The following is a 19,660-nucleotide window of genomic DNA, read 5'->3' as shown; positions in this document are numbered from 1 at the left end:
CGACAGAACGGACACGGGGCTTCTCCTTGTCCATCCACACTACATCATGACGTGGGTTTGTCAAAGACATAATGTCCAGTATTTTTTACATGATGTCCGCTTTTTCAAACTTCATCGCCGGTCTGCGGGTCGATCATTAGCGAAGCTTAAGGTGCGCGGGCGACCGGGATCGGCGATGTCGGGATAACTGAGGGATATGCGATGCGATTGACGGTTTTCGCGGCGGCGACGCTGGCGGTCTTGATGACGACAGCCTGCGCGTCGACAGGGACCACATCGCGGCAAGCGGCTTTGCCCTCCCCCGACTTCATGCCCTGCGAGGAGGCCACGCCTGAACGTCTCGCCGGCAGCCTGTGCGTCACGGCGAAGACTCCGCTCCGCTATGGAGACACGACCTCCGGCGAGATCGAACTGTTCATCCGCAAATTCCCGGCGCAAGGAGTCAGCCGCGGCGACGTCTGGCTGGTCGCGGGCGGTCCGGGCGAGGCCGGGGCCAGTTTTTACGGCCTGATCGACCGGTTCAGAGCCGCCTTTCCGGGATACGACATCCTTGTGCCCGACCATCGCGGCACGGGCCGGTCCAGCCGGGTCTGCGCCGCCGAGGAGGCGCCGGAGTCGCCCGGCGGCCGCGGCCTCGAAGGCGCCGAATGGGGCTCCTGCTTCGGCCAGCTCAACGCCCGCTCGCCCTGGGTCCAGTCCTTCACCGTGACCAATGCCGCCCACGACCTCCACGACCTGATCGGGCGCTATTCGCACGGGCGTGAGACCTATGTGTACGGCGTCTCCTACGGCACCCAGCTGGTGTTGCGCATGATGACCGTCGCGCCGCCGGCCGCTGTAAAGGGGATCGTGCTGGACTCCCTCGTGCCGCCGGACGGGAACGAAGTCTGGGACCTCAGCCACCGCTCCCAGGTCGTTGACGCCGTGGGCCGCGAGGTTCTGGCCGACTGCGATCGGGATCCCGCCTGTCACACGAAGATGGGCGGCTCCGCCGTCGAGGCGCTCCAGCGCGTGATCGACGATCCCGAGCGCGCGAAACTGTTTCCGGGTGGACAGCCCAAGGCCTTCCTCGGCGGCCTGCTCGATGCTCCCGACGCGCGCGCCCTGATCCCCGACGTCATCGCCGACGCGATGGCCGGAAGGAAGGACGCGATCGAGCAGGCGCAGACCACGCTGGAAGCCTTCTACGCTCCCCTCATGGCGCCGGAGGCCGCCTCTTCCATCCCCTTGGTCGCCCTGATCTCGGCCTCCGAAAACAATGCGCGGCCGGCCCTGACGCGAGAGGACATCGCCGCCGAAAGCCGGGCCCTGCTCTTCACCAGCAGCCTGCCGTCGCAACTGCTGGGCGGCGCCGACATGACCTATCCGCGCGACGCCGCCTTTGGCCAAAGCCCGGCCAGCCTTCCGCCGGTGCTGGTGCTTCAGGGCGATCGGGATCCGAAGACCCCGCACGCGGGCGCGGCGGCCCATGCAGACAGCCTGCGTACCGCTGGCGACATTCAGTTCGTGACGGTGGCGGGCGCGCCTCATTTCGTGATGCTGACGGACCCCGGGCACGCCGAAAGCGCCATCGCGGCCTTCGTCTCCGGGACCTCCGCGCGGCCGCGTTAGAGCCCCGCCATCTCGCCCAGCTTGAGCACCGTGTTCCAGTTCCGGCCGGTGCCCATGCCCAGCATCTTCGGCGTGGCCTTCTTGAAGATTTCCGAGACGCCCTGGCCGTTCGGGAACCAGAAATACAAGACGCCATCCACCGCCTGGACGTCCTCCCCATCGCGGCACAGGGCCTGAACGGCGTCGAGCGCGCCCGGCTTGATCCCGCCCTTCATGACCATGGCCACGACCTTGGCCGGGTGGGCCTCGGCCTCCTTCGGAAACGGATTGGCGGCGATCAGTTTCGCCCACTGCTCCGGCGTGCGGGCCATGGCGGCGATCTTGAGGTCGAAGCGGCGGGCCATCTCCGTCTCGACGGCCTCTTCCAGCGCCGCCGTCGCCATGCCGGTCTCAACCACCAGATTGCCGCTGGCCTGAAGCGTGCGCGGGTTCTTCAGCCCCATCTCTTCCGCCATGGTCCGCTGCTCGCCGACCGGCGCACGGACGCCGCCGGTGTTCATGCCGCGGAAGAGGATGATGCGGTGGGTCACGTCACTTCCTCTGGCAACTTGGACAGTAGAACGTCGACCGTCCCGCCTGGACGATGCGTTTGACCACGCCGGTGCAGCCCTCTCCGAAGCAGGGCTGGCCCTCGCGGCCGTAGACGTCGAAGCGGTGCTGGAAATAGCCCTGCCCGCCCTCGGCGTTGGCGAAGTCCTTGAGCGTCGAACCGCCCGCCGCGATGGCGTCGTTGAGCACGTCGCGGATGACGCTCGCGAGCGTCTCCAGTCGCGGCCGCGAGACCTTGCCCGCCGCGATCAGGGGCGAGATCCGCGCCCGGTACAGCGCCTCGCAGACATAGATATTGCCCAGACCGGCGACGTTCCTCTGGTCGAGCAGGCTGACCTTGATGTTCTGGGTCTTGCCGGCGAAGACCTCGGCCAGATGGGCGGCGGAGAAGCTGTTGCCCAGCGGCTCGGGGCCCATGGCGGCGAACCACGGATGGGCCTCGGCCTCCTCGGTCGGGATCAGCCCCATGAAGCCGAAGCGGCGGGCGTCGGCGAAGCCCACACGGGTGGCGAGACCGTCCTTCACCGCACAGAAGCTCATATGCTCATGCTTGCCCGCGATGGGCGCCGGCTCCTCGAACTCGCCGATCTGGGTCCCGTCGAGGGTGAAGCGGCCGGTCATGCCCAGATGGGTGACCCAGGTCTCGCCGGTCGACAGCCGGGCCAGCAGATATTTGGCGCGCCGGTCGATAGCGGTGACCGTCGCCCCCTCCAGCCGCTCGACGAAACGGTCGGGGAAGGGAAAGCGCAGGTCCGGGCGATTCTGCCGCACCCGGCTCAGGCGGGCGCCGACCAGAACGGGCTCCAGGCCGCGTCGGACCGTTTCGACCTCGGGAAGTTCAGGCATGGCTTCTCCTAACCCGCTGAGACGCCGGAGAGAAGCGCCGAGACAAGCGTGACTGTAACCGTTCCGGAGCCTGAACGACCCTCACATCCCCGCCGCAAAACAGAGTCGGAACCGCCACGCCGCCGTGACCTTGCCGACGCCGATCCTCGCCAGACTGCGGCCGTCCCTTGAGTTGGGGAAATCGATCCGGGGGGAACGATGGACGGGGCCGAGTACACACGAGCGCGGGCGCCCTTCGCGGCGGCCTGGGGCGCGCCGTCTCTGGCGATGCTGCAACGAGCGGCGCGCGAGGAGGCCGGGCGGCTGAGGCTGGCGATCGGGGTGCGCATCCGCTGGTCCGAGCCAACGACACTGGCCCTGATCGCCGTCCTCGCCCTGTCGGCCTATTTCGTCCTTTTCCCCGGCGTGGACCTCGCCGTCAGCGAAGCCTTCTATCGCGCGGGCGACGGCTTCTTCCTGTCGCAGGAACCGGTGCTGAGGGCGCTGCGCAAGAGCTCCACATATGTCATGGGTCTGATCCTGCTGGCCGCCCTGACCGGGGTCGCCATGCGGCTGTTCCGCGACAGCGAGCGGCGGACGATGTGCGCGCGCCGCTGCGGCTTCCTCCTGATCGGCCTCCTGCTGGGACCGGGGCTGGTGGTCAACACTTGGCTGAAAGGCAGCTGGGGCCGGGCCCGGCCGATCCAGACCGATCTGTTCGGCGGCGAGGCGGGCTTCACCCCGGCCTGGACCCTGTCGGAGGCCTGCGCCCACAACTGTTCCTTCGTGTCCGGAGAGGCGGCCTCAGCGGCCTGGATGGTCGCGGGACTGATCCTTCTGCCCCGCGCCTGGCGGGTGAAGGCCGCGGCGCCCCTGATCGCCTATGCGGTCGCCCTGTCGATGAACCGGCTGGCCTTCGGCGGCCACTATCTGTCGGACATCCTGCTGTCCTGGGCCATCACCGGACTGGTGCTGGCGGTCCTGCACCGGGTCATGGTCGCCTGCCCCTATGCGGCGGCGCAGAAGGCGCGGACGGCGAGCTTCGTGACCGCCTGATCAGGTCAACGGCCGGGGCGGACCCGGTAGGGCTGGTGGCAGGATTTGCAGGTGTCGCTGACCACCGCCAGCTGGGCCTTGAAGGCCTCGGTGTCCTCGGTCAGTTCGCCCAGCCGGTCGGCGGCGGCGGCATAGGCGGCGGCCTTGGCCTCGAAGTCGGCGCGGTTGGCCCAGATGGCCGGGGAAGCAGTCGTCTCGCCCGGCATGTCGGTCGCGCTGGTTCCGGCGGGGAAGAGGCCCGGCAAGGCGTGAGCCCAGCGCGCCAGGGCCTGGGCGCTGAACGACAGCTGGCGCGGGTCCGGCGCGGGCGAGGCCGCCGCCGCGTTCATCGTGCTGAAGGCCACGGCCGACAGGTTGAAGGCCGCCTTCCTCGCCGCGACGGTCTCGGCAGCCGAAGGCGAGGCGGAGGTCTGGGCCCCGGCCGCGCCCGCCGCGCACAGAAGGGCGATGACGCTGGTGACGATGGTGCGGCGCATGGCGGTGTTCCTCGAAACGGATGTGGGACAGTTCGCCGCAGCGGCCTTCCCGTCAAGGGATGGCGCGTCTGACGGCGCCTGCCGTTGCCAGCGAGGGCGTTTCCGGCTTACCTCCGCCGTCAAAGAGGGACCTTATGACCGACACCCCGGCAGTACCGCGCCTCAAGCGCATCGAACTCACCATCCGCGCCCTGATCCTGGGCTGTCTGCTGGCAGTGATCTTCACCGCCGCCAACACCTATCTGGGCCTCAAGGTGGGCCTGACCTTCGCCTCGGCCATTCCGGCGGCGGTCATCTCCATGGCGGTGCTGCGCGCCTTCAAGGGCTCCACCATCTGGGAAAACATGACCGTCCAGACCGTGGCCTCGGTCGGCGGGGCCATGAGCTCCATCATCTTCGTCCTGCCAGGCCTGGTGATGGTCGGCTGGTGGATGGACTTCCCGTTCTGGGAATCGGTGGCCATCTGCGTGCTGGGCGGCGTGCTCGGCGTCACCTTCTCCATCCCGCTGCGCCGCGCCCTGGTGGTCAACGCCAACCTGCCCTACCCCGAAGGCGTCGCCGCCGCCGAGGTGCTCAAGGTCGGCTCCCCCGGCGTGGAACAGAGCGATGAGGCCGTGCGCGAGAACAAGGCCGGTCTCGGCGTCGTCATCGTCGGCTCGATCGTTTCAGCCCTGTTCGCCTTCCTGATTTCGGCCCGCGCCTTCGCCGGCGAGACGGCCAAATTCATCAAGCTTCCCGCCTTCCTCGGCGGCGGCGCCACGGGCGTCGGTTTCGGCATGCAGTTCGCGCTTCTGGGCGCCGGCCACCTGATCGGCCTGACCGTGGGCCTCGCCCAGCTGTTCGGCCTGATCCTGGCCTGGTGCATCGCCGTGCCTATCCTGACCTCGCCCGACACCATCGCCTGGCTGACGGCGCACGGCATTCCGTCGATCGCCACCACCCTGCCCGCCGGCGTCGGCGCCGAGGAGCTGGCCGGAACGGTCTGGCGTCGCGAAGTGCGCTTCATGGGCGCCGGTGTGATCGGCGTCGCCGCCATCTGGACCCTGATCAAACTGCTCGGCCCGCTGGTCGGCGGCCTGACCTCGGCGCTCGCGGCCCAGCGCCGTCGCGCCGGCGGCGAGGTGCTGGAGCGCACCGAGCAGGACATTCCGATCGGCATCGTCGGCGGTCTGTCCATCATCGCCCTGGTCGGCATCGCCACGGTCCTGGCCCTGTTCACCCAGGGCACCGCCCTGGCCGCCAGCGCCCCGATCCTGGTCATCGGCGGTCTGGTCTATGTGATCGTCATCGGCTTCGCGGTCGCCGCCATCTGCGGCTATATGGCCGGCCTTATCGGCTCGTCGAACAGCCCTGTGTCGGGGGTCGGCATCATCGCCATTCTCGTGGCCTCCCTCCTGATGCTGGTGGTCATGGGCATCGCGGGCGTCCCCGCCGATCCGTCCTTCGTCGCCTTCGCCCTGATGGTCACCGCGGTGGTCTTCGCCGTCGCCGTCATCGCCAATGACAACCTTCAGGACCTCAAGACCGGCCAGCTGGTCGAGGCCACCCCCTGGCGCCAGCAAGTCGCGCTGATCGTCGGCGTCGTCGCCGGCGCCATCGTCATTCCGGTGGTTCTCAGCCTCCTGAACAAGGCGATCGGCTTTGAAGGCGGCCCGAAGGCCATCGCCGACGCCCCGCTCGCCGCCCCGCAGGCCACCCTGATCTCGGCCCTGGCCAAGGGCGTCATCGCCGGCGACCTGCGCTGGGACCTGATCGGGATCGGCGCCGTGATCGGCGTCGCCATCATCATCCTCGACGCCGTTCTGGAAAAGGCGACCCGGGGCAAGGTCAAGCTGCCGCCGCTGGCCGTCGGCATCGGCTTCTACCTGCCCGCCGCGGTCACCACCATGCTGGTGGTCGGCGCGGTCGTGGGCTGGTTCTACGACAAGGCCATAGCCGGCACGAAGTACGCCGACATCGGTCGCCGCATGGGCGTGCTGCTGGCCTCTGGCCTGATCGTGGGCGAGAGCTTGTTCGGGGTGGTCCTGGCGGGCGTAATCGTCTTCACCAACAACGAATCCCCGTTCGGTCTGGTCCCCGAGGGTTCGGCCTGGCCAGCCATGCTGGCAGGTGTCGTCGCCTTCGCCGTCCTCGCCTTCGCCCTCTACAACTGGATCAAGCGGGTTTCGGCCAAGGTCGCGGGCTAGTCGCCACAGATCCGAAACGACAAGGGGCGCATCCGCCGGATGCGCCCCTTTTTCGTGGATCAGAGCGCCTCGAAATCCACCACCAACGGCTCACGCCCCAGCAGATCCATCACCCGCCGAAAGGCCGCCTGATCCAGGGCCGTGGTCGCCGTATTGATCAGGGGATGGAAGTTGACGATCGCCGCCTCGTGCAGCCGCCTGTCGAGCACGAAGGTCACCCGCCGGTCGAGGTCGTTGATCAGCCCCAGCGCCGTCACCGAGCCGGGCCGCACGCCCAGGGTCTCGTACATCAGCCCCTCATTGCCGAAGGACAGATTGCCCGTCGCCTCCAAAGCCGTGCGCGCCCGCTTCAGGTCGATGACCGTGTCCTGGGCCGCCGAGATCAGCCACAGCCGCCCCTTCTTGTCCTTCAGGAACAGGTTCTTGGTGTGGACGCCCGGCAGGTCGGCCTTGAGGTCCAGCCCCTCCTCGACGCGGAACACGGCCGGATGGTCGTGGGTGACCTGCTCCACCCCATTCTCCGCCATCCAGGCCAGCAGGCGGTCGCGGTCGTAAGCGGGAACGGCAGGCGTGTCGGACATGGTTGAGGTGCGAGCGTCTGGCGGGCTAGGAAGGAGATCAGTCCCGCTTACAGAACGGAGCCCGGCCTTGGAACTGGAATGCTATCCGATGACGGCGACGCCGCCGGACCTCGTGCCCGGCCGTCAGTCCCGCAACTGGATGGACGCCTTCGTCTCGCGCCACCCCTATCGCTGCCTGCCGCTGAACATGGCCAATACGACGGGGTGGGAGATCCTCTGCCCCTTCGGCTTCACCGCCGAATGGAACGGCGGGCCGCAGCAGTCCGACATCGTGATCACGCCCGACCGGCCCCAGCCGACGCTCAGCCACTTCGTGACCTCGCACTTCTCGCGCGGGGTGCTGACCATGCACCCCCAGTATCTGTTCCGCACGCCGCCGGGCTGGGGGATGATGTGCTCGGGATCGCCCAATCACGTGAAGGACGGCATCCAGCCCCTGGTCGGGTTGATCGAGACCGACTGGCTGCCCTTCCCCTTCACGATGAACTGGATCTTCACGCGGCCGGGCCGGATCAAGTTCGAGAAGGGCGAGCCCTTCTGCTTCATCACCCTGCTGGAACACAAGAAGGTCGAGGAATTCCAGCCGGTCATCCGGACGCTGGAATCCAACCCCGTCATGAATGGCCAGTTCGAGGCCTGGAACCGCCAGCGCACCGACTTCAACACCCGCCTCGCCTCAGGCGACCCGGATGCGGCCAAGGAGGCCTGGCAGCGCTTCTACTTCAAGGGCGAACTGCCCGAGGACCTCGGCAACGCCCCCGCCAGCCACTCCAACAAGCGCCGGCTGAAGTCGCCGAGGATTGGATAGGTCGCCCTTCGAGGCGATGGAGACAGCCAGCCGTGTCAGCCGAAACGAAAGCCGGGATAGCCGTCATCCTCACCTTCGTGGCGCTGTTCGCGTTGGTTGGAATAAGCCTGCTCAACCTCTTCAAGGCCAGAGCGCTTCGGGACAGCCAATTGCGGTGGATCGCCGCCCGGTTCGGCGCGGACAGCGCCGCTTATCAGGCGGCACACAAGCTTCAGGGCGGAGATCGGCACATCTTGATCATCCGGATCGTTTCCGGACTGGCGGGCCTGTTTGTGCTGGGCTTTTTGGCCCTCGCGATAGAACAGGCCGGGTCGAGCCTGAGCCTCTGGGCCGAACATCCCGGCCAGTCGGTCGCAGTCGACCAGAGGTAGGCTCGCAAAACCCTGTCCGCCGGACGACGAACAGGGCCCCGCGATATCTTACATCGGGCGCGTCACGCGCGGCCCGAGGTTGGCGATGACCTCGCCGGCGTCGAAGGCGTTGGGGTCGCCGGCGGGCTTGGCTCCGCGGCCCATGACGATCTCCGAGGAGGCCTCGTAGCGGTCGATCTGGCGGACATCCCAGTCATTGAAACCGGGACCCCAGCCGCGGCCCCACGGGCTGCCCCAGGGGCTCCAGCCGCCGTTGCCGTAGAAGCGCCAGGACGGGCCCCAGTAGCCGCCGTAACGGCCGTAGAACGGATCATTGTACGGGCCGGAGCCGAGGGTCGAATATCGGGTGTCGCGGTCGGTGGCGCGGTTGACCGTGGCGAACCAGTCGAAACCGTTCTGTTTGGTCAGTTCGGCCGAGCGCAGCAGCAGCCCCATCTCGACCTGTTCGCGCGAGGTCACGGAGTTGCCCGCGAAGCTGACCCGGAAGCGGTCGTTCTCCAGCCGCTGCTCGGCATAGCCGCCGCGCGCGCCGCCGGTTCCGACGGGCTGATAGGGGGTGGAGGTGGCGCAGGCGGCGAGCGCCAGGCTGGCGGCCGCCGCGAGCAGAACCGGTTTGAGGAAACGCGTCTTCATCACTGAACTCCCATGGCGACCGCACGGCCGCCTTTTCTGCTCAACGGGTGATAACCGTATCCGTTCCGGAACGGTAACCCCTTACAATCGTGAAACAATCAGAACCGCAGCAAGCAAAAGCAGGACGCCGACGAAAATCCCGAACCCGCGCCGGAACCGGGGCTCCGACAGGCGGCGGGCCAGTGCGGCTCCACCTAGACCGTAAGCGCTCATGGCCAGCACGTCCATGCTGATGGTGGCCATCGCGAACAACAACAGTTGCGGAACGATCGGCCGCTGAACATCGAGGAAGGGCGGCAGGACGGCGGTGAAGAACAGGATGGCCTTGGGGTTGGCGATCTGGACCATGAAGCCGTTCGCGACGGCGCTGCGGTCCCGCACCGTGACGATAGCTTTCGGCTGGCTTTCATTGGCGAAGGCGCCGCGCAGGGCCTTGATCCCCAGCCAGGCGACATAGAGGGCGCCGCCGATCGCGACCAGTTTGAACACCTGCGGAAAGGCCGCGACCAGGGCGCCCAGACCCAGGGCCGCCGCCCCGAACCAGACCAGGGTCGCGGCGTTCATCCCGACCACGCTCTGCAGCGCCGCCGCCCGGCCGCGCTCCACCCCGACGGCGACCTGGAAGACATTGGCCGGACCGGGGGTGATCGCCATCACCGCCATGACGCCCAGGAAGGCGCCGTACAGATGCGGATCGACGGGAAGGCTGTTCATCCGGGCGCTTTCAGCCCCGGCGGGTCGTCAGGTCAAGCTTGCAAACGAAAAGGGCCGGCCTTTCGGCCGGCCCTTACTCCGGGTCGAGGTGGGGGAACCTCATGGCGACCCGGAGGACTGATCCCGTTCCAGCATCTGGGGAGAGTGGGCGGGCTCAGGGGTGCGAATGCGGCGTGTGATGGGCATTCGCGTCAGCGGCGGCGGCTTCTGCGTCCGCCTCCGCATCCCGGGCGGCCTCGGCGGCCTCGGCCTTGTCGTCGTCGCCCGCGTTGGCGATGGCGTCCATGGCCTGATCGACGCCGTACTGGGCCATCAGCCCGTAGGTGACCATCTGTTCGGGGTCGTTCTGGGCCCAGGCGCCGTTTCGGGCCATGCCCGCCGCGCCGGTCAGGGCCGCCTGAACCTCGGGGGTGTCGAGGGCCTCATGGACCAGGGCGTCGACGTCGATATTGGCCAGGGCCTCCGAGGCGATCTGGCCGGCGTGCTGGCTGACCACGGCCGTGAAAACGGCGACCTCGGGCTGGTACTCCGACCACAGGGTCGCGATCTTCATTTCGCGCTGGGCGTCGGTCAGGGACTTGTCGTCATTGATGGCCTCGGCGCGCTCGCCGAACGCTTCCATCCGGGCCTCGAAGGCGCTGGCGGCGGCCTCGATGGCGGCCTCGGACGGGGTCTTGCGCTCGTCGGCGACCGCCTGCGTCAGGGGCAGGACGGCGAGGGCGGCGGCGAGGCTCAGGATCTTGATCATGGCGCGGCTTCCTAGCGGGATATGTCGGGAAACTCCTCCCCGAACCCCGCTACCGCAAGTTACTTCGCGTTAAGGCACCGGAGGCGTCGTCGCGGGCGCCGCCAGATGGTGGTCCCGGATCATGCCGGGCATGTCGCGGACCTGCTGGACGGCGGCCCGTGCGCGGGCCTGATCGTCCGGGGCGACCGGACGGCTGGCGATCAGGGCGGCGACCATCTCGGCGAAGGCGTCGGCCTTGGGCTGGTACTTCGCCACGATGCCGTCGGCGGAGGTTTTCAGGGCGGCGGCGTCGGGGCCCGAAGCGGTCTTCGCCGCCTCAAGCTCTTTCGCCATATCGTCCATCTGGGTCTCGAAGGCGGCGGCGGCGGCCTCGACCGCCGCCTCGTCCGGCACGGTGGTCGAGGCGGGCGCGGCGGCCGAAGGTGCGGTCCGTACCGGACCGTCATCCTGAGCGTACGCCGCCATAGCCGGCAGAACAGCCAGTGCGGCGGCGAGGCTCAGGATGCGGATCATCAGGTGCGACCGATTACTGGACCGGCGCCGCGGCCGGAGCCGGGGGCGGCGCGGCGGCGGCTTCTTCCATCTGGGCGCGCATCATGGCCGGCAGGTTGCGCAGCTGCGCCATGCCGGCGGTAAGCTTGGCCTGCATCTCGGCCCGCCGGTCTTCCGGAGCGGTCGCGATCTCCTTGCCGGCGAAGGCTTCAAGCTCGGTCGCGAAGGCGTCGACTTCAGGCTGGTACTTGGCCTGGATGGCGTCCAGATCGGCCTTCTTCTTGGCGGCGTCGGCCCCCGAGGCGGTGGCGGCAGTCTGCATTTCAGCGGCCATGGCCTGAACGTGGGCGCTGAACACCTCGGCCTTGGCCTCGAACGCAGCTTCCTCGGGCGAGGTCTCCTCTTCGGCCGGGGCGGCCGCTTGCGGAGCGGGGGCCGGAGCCGGAGCGGTCTGGGCGAAGGCCGGGGCGGCCAGGGCGAGAACCGCCACGGCAGGGATGATCAGACGAAGCGACATGGAAGGTCCTGAATTACGAGCGACGGCGCGTGATGACGCCTGGACGTAAGGTGGCGCCATTTTACGACGCCTGCGAGACCCTTTGTGGCCCGCAAACCTTCGCCTAGCCCCCGCGGGCGTAGAACCGGGCGCGATCCGTCTGACGCCGCAGCTGTTCCGGGAGGTTGCGGACGGTGCGTGCGTTGCCGTAGCGCGGGGTCACAAGCCCGTCTTCCCGACGCGCCTCGATCCGGTCGGCAAACGCGTCGGCGACGGGCTGATATTTCGCGGCGATCTCACGCGTTTCCAAGGCGCTCACGGCGCGGTCGAGATCGCGGCGCATGTCGCCCATCTGGTGCTCGAACGCGAAGGTCTGGTCTTCGAACGACTGGCCCGCCGGTTCAGCGAGAGCTGGAACGGAGGCGAGGGTCATGGCGGCGGCGAGGGCGACGGCTAGCATGGGACGCATGGCGAACCTCCGGGTTGAGACAACCCGAAGATGCACTGGAAAACACCAATCCGCCAGAGAGAGCGCCTCACACCAGGGTGAAGCGTCCCTGTCGCCTCAACCGCCCCGCGCGTTACGCTTGGCCAGCACCCGCAGACGCAGGGCGTTCAACTTGATGAAGCCGGCCGCGTCATTGTGGTCATAGGCCTGGACGCCCTCCTCGAAGGTCACCAGGTCCTGGTCGTAGAGGCTGTAGGGGCTTTCGCGGCCGATGATGGTGACATTGCCCTTGTAGAGCTTGACCGTCACCGTCCCCGACACCTTCTGCTGGCTGTAGTCGATGGCGGCCTGCAGCATCTCACGCTCCGGGGCGAACCAGAAGCCGTTGTAGATCAGCTCGGCGTACTTCGGCATCAGCTGGTCCTTCAGGTGCATCGAGCCCCCGTCCAGCGTGATGGATTCCATGCCGCGGTGGGCGGCCAGCAGGATGGTCCCGCCGGGGGTCTCATAGACGCCGCGCGACTTCATCCCGACGTAGCGGTTCTCGACCAGGTCCAGACGGCCGACGCCGTTGTCGTGGCCCAGTTCATTGAGCTTGGTCAGCAGGGTCGCCGGGCTCATGGCCACGCCGTCGATGGCGACCGGGTCGCCCTTTTCGAAGGTCATGGTGAAGACGTGCGGCTTGTCGGGCGCGTCCTCGGGGCTGATCGTGCGCTGGTGGACGAACTCGGGGGCCTCGACCGCCGGGTCTTCCAGCACCTTGCCCTCGGACGAGGAGTGCAGAAGGTTGGCGTCGACCGAGAACGGGGCCTCGCCGCGCTTGTCCTTGGCGATCGGGATCTGGTTCTTCTCGGCGAAGTCCAGCAGGGCCTCGCGGCTGCGGTATTCCCATTCGCGCCACGGCGCGATCACGCGGATGTCGGGCTCCAGGGCGTAATAGCCGATCTCGAAGCGGACCTGGTCGTTGCCCTTGCCGGTCGCGCCGTGACAGACGGCGTCGGCGCCGACCATGCGGGCGATCTCGATCTGGCGCTTGGCGATCAGCGGGCGGGCGATGGAGGTGCCCAGCAGATACTGGCCCTCATAGACGGCGTTGGCGCGGAACATCGGGAAGACGAAGTCGCGCACGAACTCCTCGCGCAGGTCGTCGATGAAGATGTTCTCGGGCTTGATGCCCATCTTCAGCGCCTTCTCGCGCGCCGGGCCCAGCTCCTCGCCCTGGCCCAGGTCGGCGGTGAAGGTCACGACCTCGGCGTTATATTCGGTCTGCAGCCACTTCAGGATGATCGAGGTGTCGAGACCGCCGGAATAGGCGAGGACGACCTTCTTGACGGGCTTGTCGGAGGCTTTGGACATGGCGGGACCTTCGGGAGAGCGGCAGGCAGGCGCACAAGGCGTGTTTGCGGGCGCTTAAAGGACCAGACGCCCCCCGATGCAAGGGCCGGAATGCGGCGAAGCTGTCAGAGCAGGTCCGCGATGGCCGCGCGGGCGGCTTCGCCGAGGGCCTCGTGCTTCAGGGCATAGGCCACATTGGCGCGCAGCAGGCCGACCGCGTCGCCGCAGTCATAGGTCGTGCCTTCGTATTCGAGAGCGTGGAAGTCCTTGACCTTCATCAGCCGCGCCATGGCGTCGGTCAGCTGGATCTCGCCGCCCGCGCCGGTCTGCTGGTCGGCCAGCAGGGGGAAGATGTCGGGCGTCAGGACATAGCGGCCCGAGATGAACAGGTTCGACGGCTCGGTCCCGAGCGGCGGCTTCTCGACCATGCCGGTCATGCGGTTCAGCCGGCCTTCCTGACCGTCCAGGGCGACGATGCCGTATTTGTAGGTCTCGCCCTCGGGCGCCGGCTCGACCACGACGATGTTGCCGCCGGTCTTCTCATGGGCAGCGATGGCCTGACCCAGGGCGGGCGTATCGGCCATCATCAGCATGTCGGGCAGAATGACCGCGAAGGGCTCGTCGCCGATCAGGTCGCGGGCGCAGAAGACGGCATGGCCGAGGCCCAGCGGGGCCATCTGGCGCACGAAGCTCATCTCGCCGGGCTTGGGCAGATCGGCCTGGACCAGTTGCAGGATGTCGTCCTTGCCCTTGGCCTTGAGGATGGCCTCGATCTCATAGGCGTGGTCGAAATAGTCCTCGACGGCCGACTGGCCGCGCCCGACCACGAAGATGAAGTGTTCGATCCCTGCGGCCCGGGCTTCCTCGACGATATGGGCCAGGATCGGCCGGTCGAACACGTTCAGCATGTTCTTCGGCGTCGTCTTGGCGGCGGGCAGAACCCGCGTCCCGAGGCCGGCGACAGGAAGCACGGCCTTGCGCACGCGGGGAGTAGCAGACGACATCAAGTTCCAGCCCGGGGAGTTTCTGACAGCCGAACGATCATAGGCCGGTTTGCGTTGCCCGCGAAAGTCCGCCGCCCGTTCCGGCCCCGTTCTGACCAGTCGCCGTTACTCGACCGTTACGGACTTGGCGAGGTTTCTCGGCTGGTCGACGTCAGCGCCCTTCACCACGGCCACGTGATAGGCCAGCAGCTGGATCGGGGCGGACATCACGAGCGCCGAGACCAGCGGGTCGCTGGCCGGGGCCGTGACCACGACGCGCGCGCCCGCCGGGGCGTGTTTGGCGCCCTCCGGATCGGTGATGAAGACCACCTGACCGCCACGCGCCATGACCTCGCTCATGTTCGAGGCCGACTTCTCGAACCAGCTGTCGAACGGGGCCAGGATGATGATCGGGGTGTTCTCATCGACGAGGGCGATCGGCCCGTGCTTCAGCTCGCCGGCGGCATAGCCCTCGGCGTGGATGTAGCTGATCTCCTTCAGCTTCAGCGCCCCTTCGAGGGCCAGCGCCGACATCGGGCCGCGGCCGAGGTAGAGGACGTCCCGGGCCTTGGCGACCTCGGCGGCGATGTCCTTGATCGCCCCCTCCAGACCGATGGCCTCGGCGATCAGGCGCGGCGCCTCGATCAGGACCCGGACCAGACGCTGCTCCTCGGCCGCGTCGATCCGGCCGCGCGCACGGGCGGCCGCGACGGCGATGGCGATCATCACCGAGACCTGGGCGGTGAAGGCCTTGGTCGAGGCGACGCCGATCTCCGGCCCGCAATGGATCGGCCAGACCACATCGGCCTCGCGGGCGATGGTCGATTCCGTGGCGTTGACCACGGCGGCGGTCTTCATTCCGGCCTGGGCGCAGTGGCGGAAGGCGGCCAGGGTGTCGGCGGTCTCACCCGACTGCGACATGGCGATGGCCAGGGCGTTGGGGCGCAAGGCCGGCTGGCGATAGCGAAACTCCGAGGCGATCTCGACGTCCACCGGCAGGTCGGCCAGCTGCTCGATCAGATAGCGGCCGATCATGCCAGCGATATAGGAGGTGCCGCAGGCGACGATCTGGATCCGGTCCAGCTTGGCGAAGTCGACGTCGCCGCCGACCGTGGTCAGGCCCGACAGGGTGTCCACATAGGCCGCAATGGTGCGCTGGCACCCCTCCGGCTGATCGTGGATTTCCTTCTCCATGAAGTGGCGATAATTGCCCTTCTCCATCAGGACGGCGGAGGCCGGCACGGTCTTGATCTCGCGCGCTACCTCGGCGCCCGTGGCGTCGAAGACCCGGGCCCCGTCATGGGTGGCGATGACGTAGTCGCCGTCCTGCAGGTAGGCGATGCGGTTGGTGAACGGCCCGAGCGCCAGACCGTCCGAGCCGATGAACATCTCGCCGTCGCCATAGCCCACGGCCAGCGGCGGGCCGTTGCGGGCGGCCAGGATGACCTCGTCCTCGCCGGTGATCAGGACGCACAGGGCAAAGGCGCCCGACAGCCGGTCCAGCGTCGCCTTGAACGCGGCCAGCGGCTCCAGCCCCGTGGCCAGTTCGGAATCCAGCAGATGGGCGACCACTTCGGTGTCGGTGTCCGACGTGAACACCCGGCCGGCGGCGATCAGCTCGGCCTTCAGCTCGGCGAAATTCTCGATGATGCCGTTGTGGACCACCGCCACGCGGCCGGCGATGTGCGGGTGGGCGTTGCGTTCGGTCGGGGCGCCGTGGGTGGCCCAGCGCGTATGGCCGATGCCGGTCTGGGCGATCAGGGGTTGGGCCTCGAGCACCTTCTCCAGTTCCTTCAGCTTGCCCGGCGCGCGCCGGCGCTCCAGCGCCCCGTCGACCTGGGCCGCGATCCCGGCCGAGTCATAGCCCCGGTACTCGAGCCGCTTCAGGCTCTCGACCAGCCGGTCCGCGACGGGTTTGGTCCCGACGATGCCGATGATGCCGCACATGATTTCGCTCCTCGGGGACTGAACCCAGCTCGCCTCTATGGGATATTAGGACTCCACGCTGCTAAAATGGCGTTTCGGATGATTTCCGGACCCGGATAAGAAGCCGGCGCGACCACAAGGAGAACCCGTCATGGGCGACAGGAAGTATTTCGGCACCGACGGCATTCGCGGCAAGGCGAACGTCTCTCCGATGACCGCCGAGGTCGCCCTGCGCGTGGGTCTGGCCGCCGGTCGCCTGTTCATGTCGGGCGACGACCGCCGCCATCTGGTGGTCATCGGCAAGGACACCCGGCTGTCGGGTTATATGCTCGAGCCCGCCCTGGTCGCCGGCTTCGCCTCGGTCGGTATGGACGTGCGCACCTTCGGCCCCCTGCCGACGCCGGGCGTGGCCATGATGACCCGCTCGATGCGCGCCGACCTCGGAGTCATGATCTCGGCCAGCCACAACGACTATGCCGACAACGGCATCAAACTGTTCGGCCCCGACGGCTACAAGCTGTCCGACGAGATCGAGCTGAAGATCGAGGCCATGATGGACGCCAGCCTCGACGCCGGTCTGGCCCCGTCCAACCGCCTCGGCCGGGTCAAGCGCCACGACGAGGTGCCGGCCCGCTATATCGAGATCGCCAAGTCCGCCTTCCCCAAACGCCTCAGCCTCAAGGGCCTGCGCGTCGCCATCGATTGCGCCAACGGCGCCGGCTACAAGGTTGCGCCCACCACCCTCTATGAACTGGGCGCCGAGGTCTTCCCCGTGGGCGTGGAGCCGAACGGGACCAACATCAACGCCGACTGCGGTTCGACCCATCCGGCGACCCTGGCCGAGGCCGTCAAACGCTACCGCGCCGACATCGGCATCGCCCTGGACGGCGACGCCGACCGGGTCATCATCTGCGACGAGAAGGGCCAGGTCGTCGATGGCGACCAGATCATGGCCCTGGTCGGCCTCGACTTCGCCCGGCGCGGCCGTCTCAGCGGCGGCGGCGTGGTGGCCACCGTCATGTCCAACCTCGGCCTCGAACGCCGTCTGAAGGCCGAGGGCCTGACGCTGGAGCGCACCAAGGTCGGCGACCGCTATGTCATGGAGCGGATGCGCGAGGGCGGCTTCAACATCGGCGGCGAACAGTCGGGCCACATCATCCTGCACGACCACGCCACCACCGGCGACGGCCTGATGGCGGCCCTGCAGGTGCTGGCCGTGCTGGTCGAGACCGGCAAGCCGATGAGCGAACTGGCCCGCCAGTTCGACCCCGTGCCGCAACTGCTGGAAAACGTCCGCTACTCCGCCGGCAAGCCGCTGGAGAGCGCCAACGTCAAGGCCGCCATCGCCGAGGCCGAGAACGCACTCAACGGCACGGGCCGCCTTCTGGTCCGCCCTTCGGGCACCGAAAAGCTGATCCGCGTCATGGCTGAGGGCGACGACGAGGCGCTCGTGAAGAGGGTGGTGTCGGACGTGTCGGCGGCGGTGCGGTCGGCCAACTAGCGGCCGCTGCGAGCCCTACTTCCCGCTCGGCAGGCCCCTACTTCCCGCTTGGAAGAAAAGGCGAGAAGGTGATCACCGTGAAGGTGTCGCGGATGTGCGGCCGGGTCTGGACGGACTTCGTCACGAAGGTCCCGATGTCCATCTCCTTCGGCAGCTGGAACTTGGCCAGCAGGTCGTACTGGCCCGAGGTCGAATAGACCTCCGAGACGTTCTCGACATTGTCCACCATATCGGCGGCGACGTCATTGGCGTGCCCCAGCTCGCATTTGATGAAGACGAAGATGGCGGTCATCATGGCGGCGGCTCCCGGGTGTTTCGGGTTCTCTAGCGGATGGTTGCGTGACAGACGAGATCGATCTCGAAGCGGAATACAACAACCGCGCCCGCGTCCCCGATCACATGGAGGCCATGGGGCGGTGGAAGGCGACGGCCGAGGCCGCGCGCGGGGCCCGGCCGCCCGAGACCATCGCCTATGGACCCGGCCCGCGCGAGGTGATGGACCTCTTCTCCGCCGGCCCTGAGGCCCCCGTCGCCGTCTTCCTGCACGGCGGCTATTGGCAGGCGCTGGACAAGGACTGGTTCAGCGGCCTCGCCCCGGCCCTGCTCCAGCACGGCGTCAGCCTCGCCGTCCCCTCCTATGATCTGGCTCCGACCGTGCGGCTGTCGAAGATCCTCGAACAGGTCCGCGCCGCCGTCGACCTGATCCGCGCCCGCACCGGCAAACGCCCGATGGTCTTCGGCCATTCGGCGGGCGGCCATATGTCGGCGGGCATGCTGTCGGAGGGCCGGGCCTCGGCTGCCGTGGCCATCTCCGGCGTCTTCGACCTGCGCCCCCTTATCGGCACCTCGATCAACACGGCGCTGGACCTGAACCTCAACGAGGCCGCCGCCCTGTCGCCGGTCTTCTGGCCCGTCCCCAACGGCTCGACGCCCGGCGGCACGGTGCTGGACTGCGTCGTCGGCGGCGACGAGAGCCCCGAGTTCCTGCGCCAATCGAAGATGATGGCCGACCACTGGGCCGCCAACGGCGTTGAAACCCGCTACGAGGCCCTGCCCGGCATGAACCATTTCACCGTCCTGGGGCCGCTGCTCGATGCGGACAGCGCGCTGGTGAAGCGGATCGTCGAACTGGCGAAACAATAAGTTCCGCTTCCCAACCTTCCCCGCAGACCACCGGTTGCGATAGGACACCCCCAGCCCGGACCGACACCGGTCCCACCAGCCAGAGCCTCCCGATGCGCCACAACCGTCTGACCGTCCTGACCGCCCTCGAAGCGCAAGGCGTCGCGCCGGTCTTCTATCATCCGGATCCCGAGGTCTGCCTGAACATCATCCGCGCCTGCGCGCGCGGCGGCGCCCCGGCGGTCGAGTTCACCAACCGGGGCGATTTCGCCGCCGACCTGTTCGGCGAGATCCATCGCGAACTGATCCGCACTGACCCGCAGGTCGTGCTCGGCATCGGCTCCATCGTCGATGCGCCGACTGCCGCCCTCTATATGTCGCGTGGCGCCCGCTTCGTGGTCTCGCCCTGCCTGGTTCCGGAAGTCGCGAAGGTCTGCAACCGGCACATGGTCGCCTATTTCCCGGGCTGCGGCTCGGTGACCGACATCGGCGAGGCCCAGGAACTGGGCTGCGAGATCGTCAAGCTCTTCCCCGGCTCCAGCGTCGGCGGTGCCGACTTCGTCAAGGCGGTGCTGGGTCCGATGCCCTGGACCAAGATCATGCCGACGGGCGGCGTCGACCCCGACGAGGCCTCCATCGCCAAATGGTTCGGCGCCGGCATCGTCGCGGCAGGCATGGGCTCCAAACTGATCACCGACGCCGCCATCAAGGCCAAGGATTGGGCCGGCATCGAGGCCAATGTGAAGCTGGCCGTCGACAACATCGCGGCCTTCCGGGCGTCGAAGGCCAAATAATCCCG

General features: G+C 67.9%; 22 protein-coding genes. 8 read left to right on the top strand and 14 right to left on the bottom strand.

The features are described from left to right. The first annotated feature begins 291 nt into the window (after positions 1 to 291). Positions 292 to 1,611, top strand: coding sequence for an alpha/beta hydrolase (locus AC1ROD_RS13065; protein WP_492948697.1), 1,320 nt, complete (start codon positions 292 to 294; stop codon positions 1,609 to 1,611). Here AC1ROD_RS13065 and AC1ROD_RS13060 read toward each other — a convergent pair. Together AC1ROD_RS13060 and mutM are read right to left on the bottom strand one after the other, a co-directional pair. Continuing rightward, positions 1,608 to 2,141, bottom strand: coding sequence for a DUF1697 domain-containing protein (locus tag AC1ROD_RS13060; protein ID WP_492948696.1), 534 nt, complete (start codon positions 2,139 to 2,141; stop codon positions 1,608 to 1,610). The genes AC1ROD_RS13065 and AC1ROD_RS13060 overlap by 4 nt on opposite strands. Before the next feature lies 1 nt (position 2,142). Further along, positions 2,143 to 3,006, bottom strand: a complete 864-nt coding sequence (mutM, locus tag AC1ROD_RS13055) for a bifunctional DNA-formamidopyrimidine glycosylase/DNA-(apurinic or apyrimidinic site) lyase (RefSeq protein WP_492948695.1) — start codon at positions 3,004 to 3,006, stop codon at positions 2,143 to 2,145. A 198-nt stretch (positions 3,007 to 3,204) separates the two neighbouring features. Here mutM and AC1ROD_RS13050 point away from each other — a divergent pair, with 198 nt between their 5' ends. Continuing rightward, the gene (locus tag AC1ROD_RS13050; RefSeq protein WP_492948694.1) at positions 3,205 to 4,041 is read left to right on the top strand and encodes a phosphatase PAP2 family protein; all 837 of its coding nucleotides are present in this window, start codon (positions 3,205 to 3,207) and stop codon (positions 4,039 to 4,041) included. A gap of 5 nt (positions 4,042 to 4,046) precedes the next feature. On the opposite strand, the gene AC1ROD_RS13045 is transcribed toward AC1ROD_RS13050, so the two are convergent. After that, positions 4,047 to 4,517 carry a cytochrome c gene (locus tag AC1ROD_RS13045; protein ID WP_492948693.1) on the bottom strand — a complete coding sequence of 157 codons (471 nt, stop codon included), beginning with the start codon at positions 4,515 to 4,517 and terminating at the stop codon, positions 4,047 to 4,049. Between the two features lie 134 nt (positions 4,518 to 4,651). Between AC1ROD_RS13045 and AC1ROD_RS13040 the strand changes: the two genes are divergently transcribed. After that, the gene (locus AC1ROD_RS13040; RefSeq protein ID WP_492948692.1) at positions 4,652 to 6,703 is read left to right on the top strand and encodes an OPT family oligopeptide transporter; all 2,052 of its coding nucleotides are present in this window, start codon (positions 4,652 to 4,654) and stop codon (positions 6,701 to 6,703) included. Between the two features lie 59 nt (positions 6,704 to 6,762). On the opposite strand, the gene AC1ROD_RS13035 is transcribed toward AC1ROD_RS13040, so the two are convergent. Next, complete coding sequence (locus AC1ROD_RS13035; protein ID WP_492948691.1) at positions 6,763 to 7,284, bottom strand: prolyl-tRNA synthetase associated domain-containing protein; 522 nt, start codon at positions 7,282 to 7,284, stop codon at positions 6,763 to 6,765. Between the two features lie 67 nt (positions 7,285 to 7,351). Here AC1ROD_RS13035 and AC1ROD_RS13030 point away from each other — a divergent pair, with 67 nt between their 5' ends. Continuing rightward, a complete protein-coding gene (locus AC1ROD_RS13030) occupies positions 7,352 to 8,092 on the top strand; it encodes a DUF6065 family protein (RefSeq protein WP_492948690.1) in 741 nt (246 codons plus the stop codon). A gap of 32 nt (positions 8,093 to 8,124) precedes the next feature. Further along, positions 8,125 to 8,463: a hypothetical protein gene (locus AC1ROD_RS13025; RefSeq protein ID WP_492948689.1), complete on the top strand. Its 339-nt coding sequence runs from the start codon at positions 8,125 to 8,127 to the stop codon at positions 8,461 to 8,463. Between the two features lie 48 nt (positions 8,464 to 8,511). Here AC1ROD_RS13025 and AC1ROD_RS13020 read toward each other — a convergent pair whose 3' ends face one another. The 9 genes from AC1ROD_RS13020 to glmS form a co-directional block, all read right to left on the bottom strand. Then, entirely contained in the window at positions 8,512 to 9,096 is a 585-nt protein-coding gene (locus AC1ROD_RS13020) for a CC0125/CC1285 family lipoprotein (protein ID WP_492948688.1), read from the bottom strand. Positions 9,097 to 9,177: 81 nt separating this feature from the next. Further along, entirely contained in the window at positions 9,178 to 9,810 is a 633-nt protein-coding gene (locus AC1ROD_RS13015; RefSeq protein ID WP_492948687.1) for a LysE family translocator, read from the bottom strand. A gap of 154 nt (positions 9,811 to 9,964) precedes the next feature. Continuing rightward, a complete protein-coding gene (locus AC1ROD_RS13010; RefSeq protein WP_492948686.1) occupies positions 9,965 to 10,558 on the bottom strand; it encodes a hypothetical protein in 594 nt (197 codons plus the stop codon). A 69-nt stretch (positions 10,559 to 10,627) separates the two neighbouring features. Then, a complete protein-coding gene (locus AC1ROD_RS13005; protein ID WP_492948685.1) occupies positions 10,628 to 11,071 on the bottom strand; it encodes a hypothetical protein in 444 nt (147 codons plus the stop codon). A 13-nt stretch (positions 11,072 to 11,084) separates the two neighbouring features. After that, positions 11,085 to 11,567, bottom strand: a complete 483-nt coding sequence (locus AC1ROD_RS13000; RefSeq protein WP_492948684.1) for a translation initiation factor IF-2 — start codon at positions 11,565 to 11,567, stop codon at positions 11,085 to 11,087. 103 nt (positions 11,568 to 11,670) lie between these two features. Then, complete coding sequence (locus AC1ROD_RS12995) at positions 11,671 to 12,015, bottom strand: hypothetical protein (protein WP_492948683.1); 345 nt, start codon at positions 12,013 to 12,015, stop codon at positions 11,671 to 11,673. 96 nt (positions 12,016 to 12,111) lie between these two features. Beyond that, positions 12,112 to 13,350, bottom strand: coding sequence for an argininosuccinate synthase (locus AC1ROD_RS12990; protein ID WP_492948682.1), 1,239 nt, complete (start codon positions 13,348 to 13,350; stop codon positions 12,112 to 12,114). Between the two features lie 104 nt (positions 13,351 to 13,454). Further along, a complete protein-coding gene (locus AC1ROD_RS12985) occupies positions 13,455 to 14,333 on the bottom strand; it encodes a UTP--glucose-1-phosphate uridylyltransferase (protein ID WP_492948681.1) in 879 nt (292 codons plus the stop codon). Between the two features lie 105 nt (positions 14,334 to 14,438). After that, positions 14,439 to 16,259 (bottom strand): glutamine--fructose-6-phosphate transaminase (isomerizing), encoded by a 1,821-nt coding sequence (gene glmS, locus AC1ROD_RS12980; RefSeq protein WP_492948680.1) that lies wholly within the window; start codon positions 16,257 to 16,259, stop codon positions 14,439 to 14,441. Between the two features lie 130 nt (positions 16,260 to 16,389). Between glmS and glmM the strand changes: the two genes are divergently transcribed. Beyond that, positions 16,390 to 17,739: a phosphoglucosamine mutase gene (gene glmM, locus AC1ROD_RS12975; protein ID WP_492948679.1), complete on the top strand. Its 1,350-nt coding sequence runs from the start codon at positions 16,390 to 16,392 to the stop codon at positions 17,737 to 17,739. Between the two features lie 37 nt (positions 17,740 to 17,776). Here the strand turns inward: glmM and AC1ROD_RS12970 are convergent, their stop codons facing one another. After that, positions 17,777 to 18,034, bottom strand: coding sequence for an Lrp/AsnC ligand binding domain-containing protein (locus tag AC1ROD_RS12970; RefSeq protein WP_492948678.1), 258 nt, complete (start codon positions 18,032 to 18,034; stop codon positions 17,777 to 17,779). 44 nt (positions 18,035 to 18,078) lie between these two features. Here AC1ROD_RS12970 and AC1ROD_RS12965 point away from each other — a divergent pair, with 44 nt between their 5' ends. Together AC1ROD_RS12965 and AC1ROD_RS12960 are read left to right on the top strand one after the other, a co-directional pair. Continuing rightward, the gene (locus AC1ROD_RS12965) at positions 18,079 to 18,882 is read left to right on the top strand and encodes an alpha/beta hydrolase (RefSeq protein ID WP_492948677.1); all 804 of its coding nucleotides are present in this window, start codon (positions 18,079 to 18,081) and stop codon (positions 18,880 to 18,882) included. 92 nt (positions 18,883 to 18,974) lie between these two features. Further along, positions 18,975 to 19,655, top strand: a complete 681-nt coding sequence (locus AC1ROD_RS12960; RefSeq protein ID WP_492948676.1) for a bifunctional 4-hydroxy-2-oxoglutarate aldolase/2-dehydro-3-deoxy-phosphogluconate aldolase — start codon at positions 18,975 to 18,977, stop codon at positions 19,653 to 19,655. Positions 19,656 to 19,660: the final 5 nt, after the last annotated feature.

The organism is Brevundimonas sp. GW821-FHT12E07 (genome assembly GCF_058807035.1).
This window is presented reverse-complemented; position numbering and strand designations above follow the sequence as displayed.